At 45.2% G+C, this 14,981-nt stretch carries 14 protein-coding genes and 1 rRNA gene; 5 read left to right on the plus strand and 10 right to left on the minus strand.

What is annotated here, in order from left to right; genetic code table 11:
* Together ABXR35_RS21550 and ABXR35_RS21555 are read right to left on the minus strand one after the other, a co-directional pair.
* Window positions 1-77: ribosomal RNA gene (locus ABXR35_RS21550) — 16S ribosomal RNA — on the minus strand; the annotation flags it as partial.
* Window positions 78-754: 677 nt separating this feature from the next.
* Window positions 755-1,633, minus strand: coding sequence for a helix-turn-helix domain-containing protein (locus ABXR35_RS21555; RefSeq protein WP_367064129.1), 879 nt, complete (start codon window positions 1,631-1,633; stop codon window positions 755-757).
* Window positions 1,634-1,810: 177 nt separating this feature from the next.
* Between ABXR35_RS21555 and ABXR35_RS21560 the strand changes: the two genes are divergently transcribed.
* The 5 genes from ABXR35_RS21560 (at window position 1,811) to ABXR35_RS21580 (ending at window position 6,072) form a co-directional block, all read left to right on the plus strand.
* On the plus strand, window positions 1,811-1,975 hold the full coding sequence (locus tag ABXR35_RS21560) for a hypothetical protein (protein ID WP_367064130.1): 165 nt from the start codon (window positions 1,811-1,813) through the stop codon (window positions 1,973-1,975).
* 230 nt (window positions 1,976-2,205) lie between these two features.
* Window positions 2,206-2,787: a hypothetical protein gene (locus ABXR35_RS21565; protein ID WP_367064131.1), complete on the plus strand. Its 582-nt coding sequence runs from the start codon at window positions 2,206-2,208 to the stop codon at window positions 2,785-2,787.
* A complete protein-coding gene (locus tag ABXR35_RS21570) occupies window positions 2,780-3,874 on the plus strand; it encodes an arginase family protein (protein ID WP_367064132.1) in 1,095 nt (364 codons plus the stop codon). The genes ABXR35_RS21565 and ABXR35_RS21570 overlap by 8 nt, the downstream gene beginning before the upstream one ends.
* Window positions 3,843-4,796 carry a hypothetical protein gene (locus ABXR35_RS21575; RefSeq protein ID WP_367064133.1) on the plus strand — a complete coding sequence of 318 codons (954 nt, stop codon included), beginning with the start codon at window positions 3,843-3,845 and terminating at the stop codon, window positions 4,794-4,796. Before ABXR35_RS21570 ends, ABXR35_RS21575 begins: the two co-directional genes overlap by 32 nt.
* Window positions 4,797-4,806: 10 nt before the next feature.
* Window positions 4,807-6,072 carry an MFS transporter gene (locus tag ABXR35_RS21580; RefSeq protein ID WP_367064134.1) on the plus strand — a complete coding sequence of 422 codons (1,266 nt, stop codon included), beginning with the start codon at window positions 4,807-4,809 and terminating at the stop codon, window positions 6,070-6,072.
* A 109-nt stretch (window positions 6,073-6,181) separates the two neighbouring features.
* Here ABXR35_RS21580 and ABXR35_RS21585 read toward each other — a convergent pair whose 3' ends face one another.
* From ABXR35_RS21585 to gatB, 8 genes are all read right to left on the minus strand, one after another.
* Entirely contained in the window at window positions 6,182-7,060 is an 879-nt protein-coding gene (locus ABXR35_RS21585) for a nucleotidyltransferase-like protein (RefSeq protein WP_367064135.1), read from the minus strand.
* A gap of 518 nt (window positions 7,061-7,578) precedes the next feature.
* Window positions 7,579-9,288: a glycosyl hydrolase family 18 protein gene (locus tag ABXR35_RS21590; protein ID WP_367064136.1), complete on the minus strand. Its 1,710-nt coding sequence runs from the start codon at window positions 9,286-9,288 to the stop codon at window positions 7,579-7,581.
* A 187-nt stretch (window positions 9,289-9,475) separates the two neighbouring features.
* A complete protein-coding gene (locus tag ABXR35_RS21595) occupies window positions 9,476-9,901 on the minus strand; it encodes a Fur family transcriptional regulator (protein WP_367064272.1) in 426 nt (141 codons plus the stop codon).
* A gap of 139 nt (window positions 9,902-10,040) precedes the next feature.
* Window positions 10,041-11,471 (minus strand): DUF4097 family beta strand repeat-containing protein, encoded by a 1,431-nt coding sequence (locus tag ABXR35_RS21600; protein WP_367064137.1) that lies wholly within the window; start codon window positions 11,469-11,471, stop codon window positions 10,041-10,043.
* Window positions 11,455-12,024, minus strand: a complete 570-nt coding sequence (locus tag ABXR35_RS21605) for a hypothetical protein (protein ID WP_367064138.1) — start codon at window positions 12,022-12,024, stop codon at window positions 11,455-11,457. Before ABXR35_RS21605 ends, ABXR35_RS21600 begins: the two co-directional genes overlap by 17 nt.
* 125 nt (window positions 12,025-12,149) lie before the next feature.
* Window positions 12,150-12,857, minus strand: a complete 708-nt coding sequence (locus ABXR35_RS21610; RefSeq protein WP_367064273.1) for an MgtC/SapB family protein — start codon at window positions 12,855-12,857, stop codon at window positions 12,150-12,152.
* Window positions 12,858-12,865: 8 nt separating this feature from the next.
* Window positions 12,866-13,357 carry a GNAT family N-acetyltransferase gene (locus tag ABXR35_RS21615; protein WP_367064139.1) on the minus strand — a complete coding sequence of 164 codons (492 nt, stop codon included), beginning with the start codon at window positions 13,355-13,357 and terminating at the stop codon, window positions 12,866-12,868.
* Between the two features lie 171 nt (window positions 13,358-13,528).
* Entirely contained in the window at window positions 13,529-14,968 is a 1,440-nt protein-coding gene (gatB, locus tag ABXR35_RS21620; RefSeq protein WP_367064140.1) for an Asp-tRNA(Asn)/Glu-tRNA(Gln) amidotransferase subunit GatB, read from the minus strand.
* Window positions 14,969-14,981 lie beyond the last annotated feature (13 nt).

The following is a 14,981-nucleotide window of genomic DNA, read 5'->3' on the forward strand; positions in this document are numbered from 1 at the left end:
TATCGACTCCGCTCGACTTGCATGTATTAGGCACGCCGCCAGCGTTCGTCCTGAGCCAGGATCAAACTCTCCATAAAAGTGTTTGACTTGCTCATTTCTTGCTGGCGAGAACATTGCTGTTCTCTATTGTTTGAAGAACCGAAGTTCTTCACTCACTCGTTGTTCAGTTTTCAAAGATCAAACTCTTTCGTTGCCGCTCAGTGTCTCTCGCAGCAACTTTTATATCATATCATGTTGTGTTTCTTTCGTCAAGCACTTTTTTTAAGAAGTTTTTCTCGTTTTAAGTGTTTAACTTGGATCTTCATGATATTCCTTACATCGTTCTCACTCGTTCGTGACAACTCTTAGATCATATCATGTTATCAATTATTTCGTCAACAACTTTTTTTCCAAAATCATTTAAAAGTTTGTTTGATTGAAATTAATGACATTGTTTATTCTGCTTGTAAAACTGTAAAAGCTTTAAGCGGAACGTTTTATAATTTATCATAGATGAATTGTTTGAGTCAACTATTTATTTAGCATTTTATTCTCGGTCTACCAAGGTCACTACTTTGCTATTACAACTTATGTGGTCGATTCCTTTTCTATTCTGAAAACTTTTCTGATCTGTGATAAAAAATGGGATCATGATATAGATTGTTTTCTAGTGTATAACATTTATGAAATAAGGCTTGGACACTTGTATCTACTACCTTAAAGGAATTACATGTTTACTCTCTAGCTTCATAAGCAAACTCGACTATTCGCTGTTCTATGAAGACCATGAATTCAATTCTCTATCTACAATTGTAATTAGCTCTGTTTTATGGGTAAGTTCAAATATACTTCTTGCTTTATTGATATAACTCCTACCTTCTTCTCTTCGCTGAAGATTTACTAGATTGATCCCCATTTGATAATGTAATTCTCCAAATAAGTACAGACGTTCTTCCTGAATGCATAGTTTGATTCCTTTTTGACAATACAATAAAGAGTTCTGATATTGCTCCAGATTGATTAATGCTTTGGATAGATTGTAGTAGAGACGTAATTGGATATTACGATCCTGTACGAGAGGAAGTTTGTCCAAGCTTTGTAATGCAGTATGAAATGTCTCTGCTGCTTGGCTGTATTCGTGCAATTGGTCGTGAATAATTCCGATGCTGTTCAGAATCTCGGTTTGACGTTCAGAGTAGATTCGATTGATTTGTGGTGTGAGGTCGAGTGACGCACACAGACATTGCATTGCATAGTCGGCATTTTTATAAATCTGAAAGTGGCACATGCCTTCATGCCATAACAAAAACTGCTTTTTGTCTTTGGAGTCGAATAGCGGATTATCTTTTTCTTTTTGTACCATCCATAATGCTTCATCGTATTCTTTGTTCCTGGCATGCTTTCGTAAAAAATAAAAGAAATCACTCACGTAATCAAATTCAGGGCTTCTTACAAACGAAAAGAAATAATCCAATGTAATGCCAAGCCTGCTGGTCAACTCAGATAATGTGCTGCTTAATGGAAGAATGTCACCTTTTTCAATTTTGCTGATTTGCGCTTGAGTACATATGTCTTGTGCCAGCTGTTGCTGCGACATTCCCATTTCTAGTCTAAACTTTTTTAAAGTTGATCCTAACGTATTATACTGCTGCATGCCATTCTCCTTTCTTCATGATACATGGAATATGCCTACAATTATATTTTATCACGCTACAAGTACTATTTGTTATTAAGTGTAATAAAACCCAAAAAATATGATCATTCTGGCTTTTTCCACCCTTTTAGACAATGTTGTATGATCAATTCAGTTCTTACATAAGGAGTGGTGATCATGAACATTGTATTCAAATCATTGTGTGCAGGGCTGCTATTTTTTTCAACAGTTAACTCCATATTGACAATAAGTATGACCACCATGCATCCCGCTTCTACTCATGATGTGATCTTTTCCGGCAAGCAGGAAGAACTGCCTCACGAAAATGGATTAAAGGTCTAATTGACTTTTAATAAATATTACTCGTGAAAGGAGGAGTCCATCATGAAAAAAAGTATCGTTCTGAAACCTGTTGACGCGAAAGACCTGAAAGAACTGGAAGCGAACCGCAGAAATGCTTCTGGTTGCTGTGCAAGCGGACGCTGTGCTTCTGGCCGCTGTTAATATACTTAGGAGGTGCAGAAAGCTTCGGCTTTTTGCACCTCCATTCCTTTTCTCAAGGAGGAATGGGCATGCTGATCATTATGTGGATTGTGTTGGTCTATATTTTGTTTACGTTCGTAAGCACGTATATTCATGAACTTGGGCACGCGTTAAGTGCTTATGCTCTTGGTGCTAATCAGGTAGTTATTGCCAAAAGTCGTCGTTCGTATCAGGTAGAGTTCAAAACATACTTTGCGTTTGAACAGGAGATGACAGAAAAGCAAAATATCATTGTCAGTGTAGCGGGCGTAGGATTGCAATTTATTTTCTCTATGATTCTGATCTGGCAGCCTTTCTCCATGATGCTATCCTGTATCGCGCTCATCTATATGCCTTATATTTCCTTTAACCTTTTACCATTTTATGGATTGGACGGTCATTATGTATTGGAAAACATGGCTACATTCAAAATGCGAATATGGAGTATATTGCTGTACCTTTCATTTTGCATTAGTTGGATAGCAGCCTTATCGGGTTTACAAAGTATATTAGCATTGTCTCATTCGTACGCTCAATGGACGTACCTGTTATTGTGCCTGCTGATATGGGGACAGGTGGTACTGAAATTTATACGCTATTCCATAAAAGGAAGAAGGTTGGAACATGAATAAGACGAAATATGTATTAGATAAAAATCTTCGGGGCGAGGCAATCATTAGCGATTCTTCTTTGGAAAACTTTTGGCTATCTGAAGACGTTACATGTTCCAGCCCTACGCAGGATATATGCTTCTATCACGCCTCTCTACCATCCGCCCCTTATTCGGAGCAACTTCATATTATGGGTCTACCCTTCGCTGACGGCTCCAACCATCCAGACAGCAAGGTACGGCAGTTTCCGGCGACGCTACGTTATGTGAGTACGAAAACGCCGCTTTACCCAGCACTGGAACGTACACAATCCAGTGGAATTTTCGATATAAACTATCAGGAGCATATCCTCACCCATTGTCATCTACATGATTGCGGCGACATGGCGCTCCAAGACTACAATGCTGAAGCACTTTCACAATCGTTGGAACTGCCGATTCGGCAATTTTGCTCCGCTAACGCCAAATTTGCATATATTGGCGGCGATCACTCGGTTACATACCATATTCTGAAACAATTGAAGCAGAATGGTCGACGTATTCTTTATTTACATTTTGATGCCCACCTGGATTGCGGCTCTGATCCTCTACGCCTGGATCATGAAGTACATCACGGAAATTTTGTGCGTCATTTACTTGCCAATCAAATTGTTGAGCATGTGATACAGCTCGGTGTTCGGGGACTTCGCTCACTTGGGCAATATTATGAGCATCCACGCCTATCCTGTATTCCTGCTGCACAATTGAATGCGCAAGAACTACAGCATATATTGGAATCGTTATCAGCGTATCATTATGATATCTACGTCTCATTCGATGTCGATGTTTTGGACCCTTCTGTATTTCCTTTTGTTGATTTCCCTTCTCCTGGTGGTCCGTCTGTACATGTATTGCTGGATGTCATTCGCAGCTTGCGGTATGTACCAGGCATCATCGGCATGGATCTGGTCGAAGGTCATGGCGCAGATATAAACGCAGAACGTATTCCTTTTCAATATGACACTGTGATTCATATCTTCTCTCAGTTACTGCATATGCTTCAACAATCTGTATCTATTCCAGAAAGGAGCATCCCCCATGAATACGAAAACAACACCATTACAAAATGAGTTAGATCAACTGCTTCGATATGAAAAAGAACATGGACTGGGCTATGATGATTTTATGGCACTCGTGAACATCTCCAAAGAGCTGCTGCCATTAGATTCCGCTGATACCAATCATATTGAATCCACTTGGATGAAATATCGTATGAACAATCTGGAACAAAATGAATATCGTTTATCCCCAGATGCCTTTGCTGGTTTTGACGAGATTGTCGGTGCCGAGCATATTTTACAATGTGTTCGAAACAAGGGAGTATTCGGTACGTTTCATTATGGAGCCTATCGATATGTCGGTCTTGAACTGGTACGCATGATGGAGAATCTGAATTCGCGTCTGGATGTGGTGGTGGATCAGGATTCGTATGATAGCGAAAAGGAACTGGAGCCATGGAACGATATTCGTCGAGAGTCGGATATTCATTATATTGTTTCCGAGGAGCAGGGCAGCGGTCTAAAGTTGGTACGCATTCTTCGCAACCGTGGAAATATTCTCCTCTATCTCGACGGTAATACCGGGTCCGGCGAGGATTCGCAGCCTCTCGTTTGTCAGCATTTGACTTCTTCCGTGCAGATGCGTAGCGGGATTTACCGTCTGGTATCGCTATTAAAAAAAGAACTGTGTATTGTAATCGCGGATCAATCGGAACCGGGTCATAATCGTCTGATCGCCTATAAACCATTTGCTGTAGATAAAACAACATTGCAGAGCAGTGCGGATCATAGTTATTCCCTATTTCGCGATTCCCTGATGAAGCGACCGGATTTGTGGCGTTTCTGGTATCGTCATCATCAGTATGTGCATCAGTGGCGCGACACACTTACTGATGAGAGTTCCTTTTCGCCAAATGTCGATTGGATAGATGAGGAGTATGGGTTAGGTGTGGATTTGAGAACGGGTCAGATTTACGAAACCAAAACAAACTGAGGTTGATCATATGAAGCTGTGGAAAAACCGACCTTTTGTATATTTGTTTCTCGCCCGCTTTGTAGCGTTAATCGGTGATGGTTTATTATTTTTAGCCTTATTGAAAATGCTGGAATTGCAGCAAACGGGGAGTATAGGATTGTCGTTTTATTATTTAGCTGCCGGTATCCCCGCTTTTCTGTTTGCGATTCCAGCAGGTGCCGTTGTCGAAAAATCCAATTTACAAAAAACGATGATCATAACGGATCTGACGCGTGCGCTATTGATCGTTATATTTATCGTCATGCAAATCTATGGTTGGCAGCATCCGGCACTAATTTATACGCTGTTGTTCGTTATTACGATCAACGATATGTTTTTTCTGCCTGCCAGCCAATCGCTACTGCGCTGGATCGTTCCAGAGGAGTTACGACCTTCCGCCAACGGTCAATTGCAAATGGCCATGATGACCGGCAAGTTGCTGTCCTATTCGATGGGTGCATTTTTAATCAAACAAGGGATGAGCCTATCCATGCTGTTAGTCGTGACGATTGCAACGTTTCTATGTTCGGCTAGCATTGTACTACGTATTCGCCCGTATATTGTCAATCACAGTAATCAAACAGCTAAAACACTTCAACTTGCTGTTGAGGGTGTGCGATTTATACAACGAACGCCTGTTATTCGTAGCATCTTTATCATCTTTGGATTGGCATGGCTTGTTGGATCGTCCATTGATATCTTTTTGATCTCTTATTTAAATCAAATTCTGCATATGGGTACGGAAAATCTGTATTTGATCTCTATCTTTTCACTTTGCGGAATCGTGATCGGCTCCCTGCTTGCCCCGTGGTGTTATAAAACTATAAATAAAAAGATCGGCTTTTGCCTGCCCAGTCTGATCTTCGGATTGGTGTTTGTCGCCTATGCTATGCAGCTTCCGCTACCAGTTCTACTTGTTTCTCTCATGATTGGCGGAATTGCGCAAGGTATTTTCATTACGTTTGTGAACTCGTATTTGCAAGAGATTACGTCTCAGGATTATTATGCAAGGATATCCAGCTTCTACACACTGCTAATGCAAGGTGCGAGTTTACCGGGTTTTTTCCTGATTGGTGTACTTATTGAGCGTACTGGTGTCCTTTATACCGGATATATGATTGGATTGTACATGATCCTGCTTGCCGTCTTCTCGCTATTCATTCTGCCTTCGCTACAAAAACAAAAAGAAGAGCAGACAGATATTGCTCTTCCGGTACATCCATTGCAGGATGAGTATTCTGTTTCCAATCGTTAATACCGTTCATCGTCTATAACTAACCACTCATAAGTAATGATCAAAGTGTGCCTTATTCGGGCATGCTTTTTTGTTTTAGTTTTATGACGCTATTTTGTACCTGATACCCTTAGCCGATCCAATAACGGATCTCGCGTTCGCCGCCGGGTGTTGGTTTCCAAGTGATGGTCTCGTTAATGAGTGAGCGATAGACCAGCTTGCGAATAACCATCGACAGGTTGCTGCCGATATGAGACAGTTCGGGATGATCCATTAATTCACGGATACTCCACGGCTGTTTGCGACTGCGCAATACGCGGAATAATGCTTCTGAGCATTCTCTCATTTTGGACATGACGGAGAATTCACAGGCGAGTAGAACCAGCTCTACACGCTGCTCCATCGTTTCGGTACTGAAGGCGAGCTGCTCGTACAGCTTGTGTACGTCCAGCTTGTGTTCGCGCACCTGCTCCCAGACGGCAGATACTGGGTAGATGCCTTTTTCACATAGATCGATGCGCGCCCAATGCTGTAGCGCCTGAAAAATACAGTTGTACGCATCCATCGTTTGCTGCTCTTGCATATGACGTTTGGCTTCTACATACAAGGCGAGAAATTGGGCAAATTCCAGCAGAATACGGCGCTCGCTCAGTGGACGAGAAAAATGAGTGAACTGTTCACGCATTCGTTCCAATTCGCGCTCGGTATCCCAAATGATCTCGCCATTCATAAATTGCTCAACCAGCATAGGGTTGCGGCCGGTAATCGTATCGTTTTCCAACATTTGACGGTCGACGTAAATAACTTGAATATTCGTATTAAACGCATCCATACGATGCTCGATGATTTCCTCTTCCTCATGGTGTCGGTAAACGACAATAATCAGCACATCGAAATCATGCAGCAGCGAACCGTTAAAGTTGCTGCCTTTGCTGCGAGAAGCGACGGCTCCGATGATCCGGTGATTGTTTTTGTTTTCATGAAGAAAAGAAAGATTGGTTAATTCCACAATATCCTCCCTTATCCGTTCAACGAAATATGGACGGCAAACCAGGCAAATCTCATTCTGACGATGCTATGCCTTCTTGAATAATAATTTCGCTGACCAGCCCTTTTTCTCCTGCTGGCACAAAGCAAAATTTCGTAAAAATGAATCTGCGTGAAATTTGCAACATGGATGCAAAGCTTGCTGTTATGCACATAAACGTTGTATCAACACGGAAAAAGACAATCGTTTCCGCCATAATTCGGAAACAATTGTCTTTTTCTGAAAAAAATCGCTTTGGTGCTTGAATACGTATCTTCGCATCTCTACTTATCTTTGGCACTGGAAAGATTATGATGATCTATTTTAAAGCGGCTTGCTTGTATCTGCTGTCTGTTGGAGCATGCCGTGGAGAGTAAAACCCTGTTGTGAAGCGTACTATTACGATACTTATTTCAACGAAAAATGTACGGGAGAGTGCCGATCATTTTTATTGGCAACGTGTATAGATTCCTCTGTGATGCTCTTACTCTGTGGTACTGTTATTTACCGGAGATGCTGGACAGTGCTTTCCAAGCGCGGTCGTCGCCGAGGCTGCGTGTCCATGAAGCGATACCACCAAGACCAAGTTCGCGCGCGAGCTTAACACGGGTTTGCAAAGATACCTCGTCTTCGATCCAAATTTTCTGGGTAGCGCCATTCTCTTGATATTCCACATAATTTTGTCCGGTTGTTTTATCGTATATGGGTTGTAGCTTTTTGTCCTGAATGAGGTTGGCAATCTTCTCCATGCCGTATGCACGAGAGGAGACTTTGGTTTTGCCGTTTTCCTGCTGCTCGGTCCAGATGCGCGTATAGAGCGGAACACCAAGTATGAGCTTATCCGCTGGGACCTCATCTTCGTCCAGCAAGCGACGCGTTGCCTTCTCTACCCAAGGAAGCGAAGCAACGGACCCGGCTTCTGGGCTGGATGCCCAATGCTCGTCATACGCCATCAGCATCATATAGTCTAGCGAAGGAGCAAGCGCACGGCGATCCAGAAACTTCGACCATAGTTCACTATTTGATTTAGGGGTTACATCCATCGACAGAATCAGATTACGTTGTGCTGCCAGCGGCTTCAGTTCGCGGATGAATTGCACAACATTCGGTCCATCAGAGGTATGCACACTTTCAAAGTCGATATTGATGCCATCTAGTTGATAGAGATGAGCGTATTCCAGCATCTGTGCAATAATACGGCTACGCTTCTCATAGGTGGACAATGCCTGTGTCGTACGATCCGCATCAAATCCATTGCTGAGCAGACCCCATACTTCGATATTACGGTTATGCGCCCAATTGACATATTCCATATCGGCTTTGCTACGCACGTTACCGTTATCGTCAATAACCTCGAACCAGGTTGGGCTGAGAACGTTGATTCCTGGCAAAGAACCGATTTTGTGCGGATCGATACGCTGCTCATAAACAGCTTCCCATGCGAGATTGACCTTTTTGCCCCGCCAGTCGATGTCTACACGGTTATCCGCAATGGTCGGCACGGGTACAGTCACCAGCTTATCCAGCTTGATCTGACTGCGCTGGATATACCCAGCCACTCCGCTATCCAGCTGAGCAAATACCCATTGATCACCGGTTTCCCATATACGTAAACGACTATCTGGCGCTACATCAGCGTAAATACGCGCATGAATACTGGCATCGGTTCGCATGGGTACAGTACCATCCCCATTAGAAGCATGGGCATATTGGATATGATCACCAGCACGCATGAGAATAACAGCGCCCGTCTGCGGATCTTCGTATACATCGACATGATAAATTTGCTTGAGCGGTGCGATGGGAATATAGACGATATTATGTTCCTGCTGTGGAGCAACACGTAGCTGCTCGGACTTCATATTTAACTCTGCTTCGGTACTGCCTTCCTGTAGGTGCATAATATTGCTACCCGTCGTTAAAATGACGGAACGTGTACGTTCTTCGTAACGGATATTCTCGTTGATCTGTGATTGGACAACCGATAACGGCAGTTGCAGCGATTCTCCACTTCCTGCTGCGGGTTCATCCATCAGTACGCCTTCCACGAAAATCGGCTTATTCAAGCCTTTCCAATTCGGATCTTCATGTAACGGGTTAGGCAAAATCAAAAAAGCAGCAAATCCAGCGACGATGATGAATACCCAAATGCCAATCCACCATTTGATGATACGGCTCTTGCGTGCGCGTGAGCGCCTCTGTCTGGTCAAGGTAACCCTCCTATGTGCTGTGCGATATCTGTAGATGCGACGACGATAGCGACTGTACTGGATGGACAGGATGGACGTAGAATGCGGCTTGCTTCTCTCTATGTAGTTTAACCTTGTGCGTTATAAAAAAAGCAGCACAGGATGAAAAGGTCTGTGCTGCCCAAAAGATGTGTCATTACATGACGTATTATTTATGCTGACAGGATGGACAAACTCCATACAGTTCCATCCGATGACCAGATATACGGTATCCAGTATGCTGTGCTGCCTGATGCTCCACATCGGTTAGAACTGGATAGTGAAAGTCTTCGATTTTGCCGCATTGCTGACAAATAATATGATAATGCTCAGTGACGTCGGCATCAAAACGGCTGGAGCTATCTCCATACGTCAATTCGCGTACCATGCCAGTTTCCATTAGCATTTTCAGATTATTATATACAGTAGCTACGCTCATGCTTGGAAAGCGCGGCGCCAGCGAACGGTAAATCTCATCCGCGGTTGGATGCTCCAATTCCTCTAGCAAATAAGTCAATATGGCGTGTCGTTGTGGCGTGATGCGCACTCCACTTGTTTTCAATTGTTCTAGTGCATGTTCTACCCGTGCTGTCATCTGCCCACCGTCCTGTTGAACTTCCAAATTTCGCAGTCTCCTGTTCCTTTGCGATCCGTGATGCCTGCATGTAACGCGCAGACTCATATGGTTTACATTTTACGTGCTGGAAAAAGGGATTGTCAACGCTACACGCGGGCTAGTCTGTAGCGGTCGTATTCGATTCCGTGGTCGATGATGATGAATCAGAGGACGAATTAGACGTTGATGTCGAATTGTTCGTATCTGCTGCATTACCATCCGTTGTGCCTTCCTGCGGCACGGTTTCTCCGTTACTCGGAACGACCTGCTCATCATCGTTATCTTCAACCAGTGCATCGGTATTGCGCAAAATATTCAGATCGCCATTACCATCCACCTGCACGGTATGCTCACCGGTGCCAAATTCGCCGCTGATGTTTTTATTTTTCGTTTCCAAAGGCAAATCGGTCTTGATCGTACCATAGCTGTTGGAGCCGTCGACGGCATAATCTCCGCTTGGCGGTAAGTACAGGCTGATGACACCAACGGCACTGTATACAGACCAATCAGCACCAATACTGACGGAACGAATCTCGATATTGCCGTTCAACGTTTGAGCTTTGACGCCAAAGTTAGCTTCATTGACCAAAATATTGCCGTTGCGGGTATTCACATCGATATCACCAAGTCCGCTAGTTAGGGAAATATCGCCAACCTGAGTGTATAGTTTGGCTGCACCGCTAATATCGTTAACTTTAAAGGTTCCTTGGCTCGTCTCGGCATTCAAGCTGCCAAGAATAGAGTTGATGTTGATATTACCATTTGTAGATTGGGCTTTGACATCGCCCATCAGATTGCGCAGTACGATACCGCCACTGCCGGTACGCACTGAAATATTGCGCAATGCTTCCACATTACTCATGGTGATTTTGCCATTGGTTGTCTGAACGTTAATATCAAAATGACGATCCGTTGGCAGCGTAATGTCCATATTCACACGAGGCTGACGATTCTTGGATTGACCATAGGTTTGCGTCTCCGCATGGATGTTGATCTCTTCGCCTTCACTCGTTTGGATGGTAGTAGCTTGAGCGATTTGCTGAGCCTGTTCGGTGTCGAGTTCATCTACCCAAACGACAGGACGTACCCGTACCTGATCCACATTGCCTGTATGAATAATAAGATCGCCGTTGATGCCTTCCACGGTCAACTCGTCGGTCTCTTCTGCAATGGGAACATTGACCTGCTCCAGTTCGGTACGCGTACCGGAAGCTTCGCTAAATTCGGCGGAAGCAGCAGTCAGATCGAGACTGACTTTACTCCACAGATACAAGTACTGGTTCTGCTCCGTAACGAGAAATACAGCCGCTGCTGCTACAATCGCAATCAGTACACCTTTAATATCCAGTCGTAAACGCAGCTTGCGTAGACGTGCCAGAATGTAAAAGACCAGATATTCGATGCCCCATGCCACAAGGATGAGCGGCCACCATGTGAGCAGCAGCATCAGCTGTCCATCGCCAGTGCGCTGATCCATAATGACGAGTACACCAAGTGTGAGCCAGAGTAGAGCTGCCGTGATACGACCGGCTTTAATTTTTACGGGCATGGATGACACCTCCTGCCTCGCCAGATGCCGGACGATGAAGCGCGCGATAGATGCGCATGATCTGGAGGATTAGCAGCGCCAGACCAACTGCTAGACAAACGCCAGCAGTCAAATAGCCTGCCCAAAAGCTGACGATATTGCGCAGCCAATACGGTCGCAGCCAGAACAAGCAGATCAGCACCCCTTCGATAATGAGCAAAATGCCGAAGGTAATACCACGCAGACGCGCGAAGCTGCGATGCTTCTTTTTGAACGGAATCAATGCACGGATATGATCATTGATCCAGTCCGTCGATTGCAGCACGTCGTAAATGTTGTAAAAGTAAATAATCGGGATCAGCAGCGCCAGCAAGATCAGCAGCGGCAAATTGATCTGAATGCCTTTGGATGTAAAATACAACAGTGCCGATACATCTAATAGCAGTAGAGCAATAAACTGAATCCCTTTCTGGGCCAATCCCAGATACATGTGACCCAAACCCGGAACTAGTGCAGCGATAAGCAGCGCAAAAAATTTGCGCTTCAACGGGAGTTTGGACGGTGGTGTGGTCATGCCGGGTCCTCCTTCCATTCAAAACAATCCATCATGAAAACAACCTGTTTACTATTTACACCGTTATGGCGCTTTTGACTTGCTTGCATGTCAGAGCATGTGATTTATTCATCAAAGTATGAGAATTATTCAAACGAAACAGCGGTGACGCCTTCGATTTTTTGTAGACGACCGATAATGTCCATCGGGCTATACTCGTGGTGAATCTCCACATTCATACGCAGCTCGGTCAGCAAAATCTCGGACGAGATCGTATGACCACTGCGCTCCTTGATAAAGGTTACTTTCTTGATGCTGATATTCTCAGCGTACATAAATTTGGAGACGCGCTCTAATGTCAATATGCCGGAAATGCCTTCGACTGTAATAGAGTGCGCCTTGCTGCGGCGAATATAGCGCAGCTCAACAATATTGAGCACCCACAGATTGAGCAGCACCAGCACAGTCGCCGTAATGGAGGCAAAATAAAAGCCCGCGCCAATTGCCAATCCAATCGCCGCTACGACCCATAGCGATGCAGCGGTTGTTAAACCGGTGATCGCTTTGCCGGTAAACAGAATCGTACCCGCACCGAGAAAACCAATACCGGAAATAACTGCCGTTGCCAAACGCGCGGGATCAATCCGCACATTGGTTTCATTTACAAATTCAGAAAAGCCATAAACGGACAGCAGCATAATCAGCGTAGAACCGACGCACACAAGAATATGCGTGCGAAGACCAGCGGCATGACTGGAACGTTCGCGCTCCCATCCGATCAGACCACCCAGCAGCATCGATACCAGCAAGCGGATCAAAATATGTGTATTATCAATAAACCAAGGACTGTCGATCACCAAGCCTATTCCTCCCTGTTGTCTGTTGGTGGTTGCTCTGGATTATGCCGGTGAAAGGTCGTCAATTCCACACCAGGCGCCACCTGAAACGCTTCAATCGGTTCAAAACCGGCTTTGCGGTACAATCGAACTGCCGGTTCGTTCAGCGTACCCGTAGAGACGATATACAGCGGCACTTGTGGATGCTGGGCAAAGACATGATTTAGCAATTGACTACCAATGCCTCTTCGACCGTAATTGGGATGGACCATCATGCGGGTAATTGTCAGCGTGCCTGGCTTCTCCCGCAGTACAGCGACTACGCCATGAATCTCGCCGTCTTCGTCCACTTCTCCGTAAAAGGTTTCGCCGCAGGTACGTAGGCTTTCGACCGTATCCATTAACGGCGGCAGCTCCTTAGCGCCGATCATCTCGGCTTCAATGCGGTAAGCGATATGTTGAAGGCTCCATATTTGACGTACGGTATCATCATCGTGCAACGAAAACTGGCGTATCATGATTACCTTCCCCTCTCTCTGTTAGACAACTGTGTGCCCTTTGACAACTTCTGCGTTATCTTTTTCATACAGCTATCGATATAAGTATACCTGCAAAGAAGGACCTCATGCTCCACAGAGTGGAATGTGAGGTCCTTGTACTAATATTGGCATAGATGATGCTTATTATAATTAACGAGGCAGCAGTTCCGCCAGCAGTTGGTTAACCATGCCAGGGTTTGCTTTCCCTTTGCTTTGCTTCATAACTTGACCAACCAGGAAGCCGATTGCTTTGTCCTTACCTGCCTGATAATCAGCAACAGATTGCGGATTGGCGGCAATGACTTCTTCGACGATCGATTTGATCGCACCGGTATCACTGATCTGAGTCAGACCTTTTTCTTCAACGACCTGCTGTGGCGATTTGCCCGATTGCAGCATTTCTTTGAAGACGGTTTTGGCGATTTTGTTGCTGATCGTGCCTTTCTCGATCAAGCCAATCATCTCGCCCAGATGCTGTCCGGTCAATGGTACATCGGTCAGTTCTAGATTACCTGCGTTAAGATAACCAAGCAGTTCACCCTGAATCCAGTTGGCTGCCGATTTGGCATCCTTGGTGTAATTCAGACTTTCTTCGAACAGATCCGCGAGCGGCTTGGACGAGGTAACGACTGCGGCATCATACGCTGGCAATCCGTATTCGGACGCATAACGCGCTTGACGTGCATCTGGCAGCTCTGGAATCGATGCACGAACGCGATCCTTCCATTCCTGATCGATATGCAAAGTCACGAGATCTGGGTCTGGGAAATAACGATAGTCGTGTGATTCTTCCTTGCCACGCATAGAGATCGTTTTGCCCTGAGTTTCATCCCAGCGACGCGTTTCCTGTACAACCAGCTCGCCGTCATCCAGAATTTGTGCTTGGCGCAGTTGCTCGTATTCCAGACCGCGCTGTACGCCGCGGAAGGAGTTCATGTTTTTCAGCTCAGCGCGTGTACCCAGCTTTTCCTGACCAACTGGACGCAAACTGATATTGGCGTCACAGCGCAGGGAGCCTTCTTCCATTTTCACATCAGATACATCGCAGTATTGCATGATTGCGCGCAGCTTTTCCAAATAAGCACGTGCTTCCTCCGGTGAGGAAATATCTGGCTCGGACACGATCTCAATCAGCGGTGTGCCGACACGGTTAAAGTCAACAAGCGAATCGTAGCCGCCGGAAGTGTGCGTCAGCTTGCCCGCATCTTCTTCCAGATGCAGACGAGTTACGCCGATTCGCTTCGTCTTGCCATCGACTTCGATGTCGATCCAGCCGTGTTCGCCGATGGGCTGATCAAATTGGGAGATTTGATAGGCTTTGGGCGAATCGGGATAAAAGTAGTTTTTGCGGTCGAATTTGCTGACATCTGCCACCTGGCAGTTCAGTGCCATTGCTGCTTTCATCGCATAATCGACTGCCTGACGGTTCAGAACGGGCAATACGCCCGGATGACCGAGACAGACAGGGCATGTATGGGTATTCGGCGGTGCGCCAAAGGCGGTGGAGCAACCGCAGAAAATTTTGGATTTGGTATGAAGCTCGACGTGAACTTCAAGCCCGACAACAGTTTCGTATCTGGCTGTGGACATCGGTAGTTCCTCC

The organism is Paenibacillus sp. JQZ6Y-1, from assembly GCF_040719145.1.
Classification (GTDB): Bacteria; Bacillota; Bacilli; order Paenibacillales; family Paenibacillaceae; genus Saccharibacillus; species Saccharibacillus kandeliae.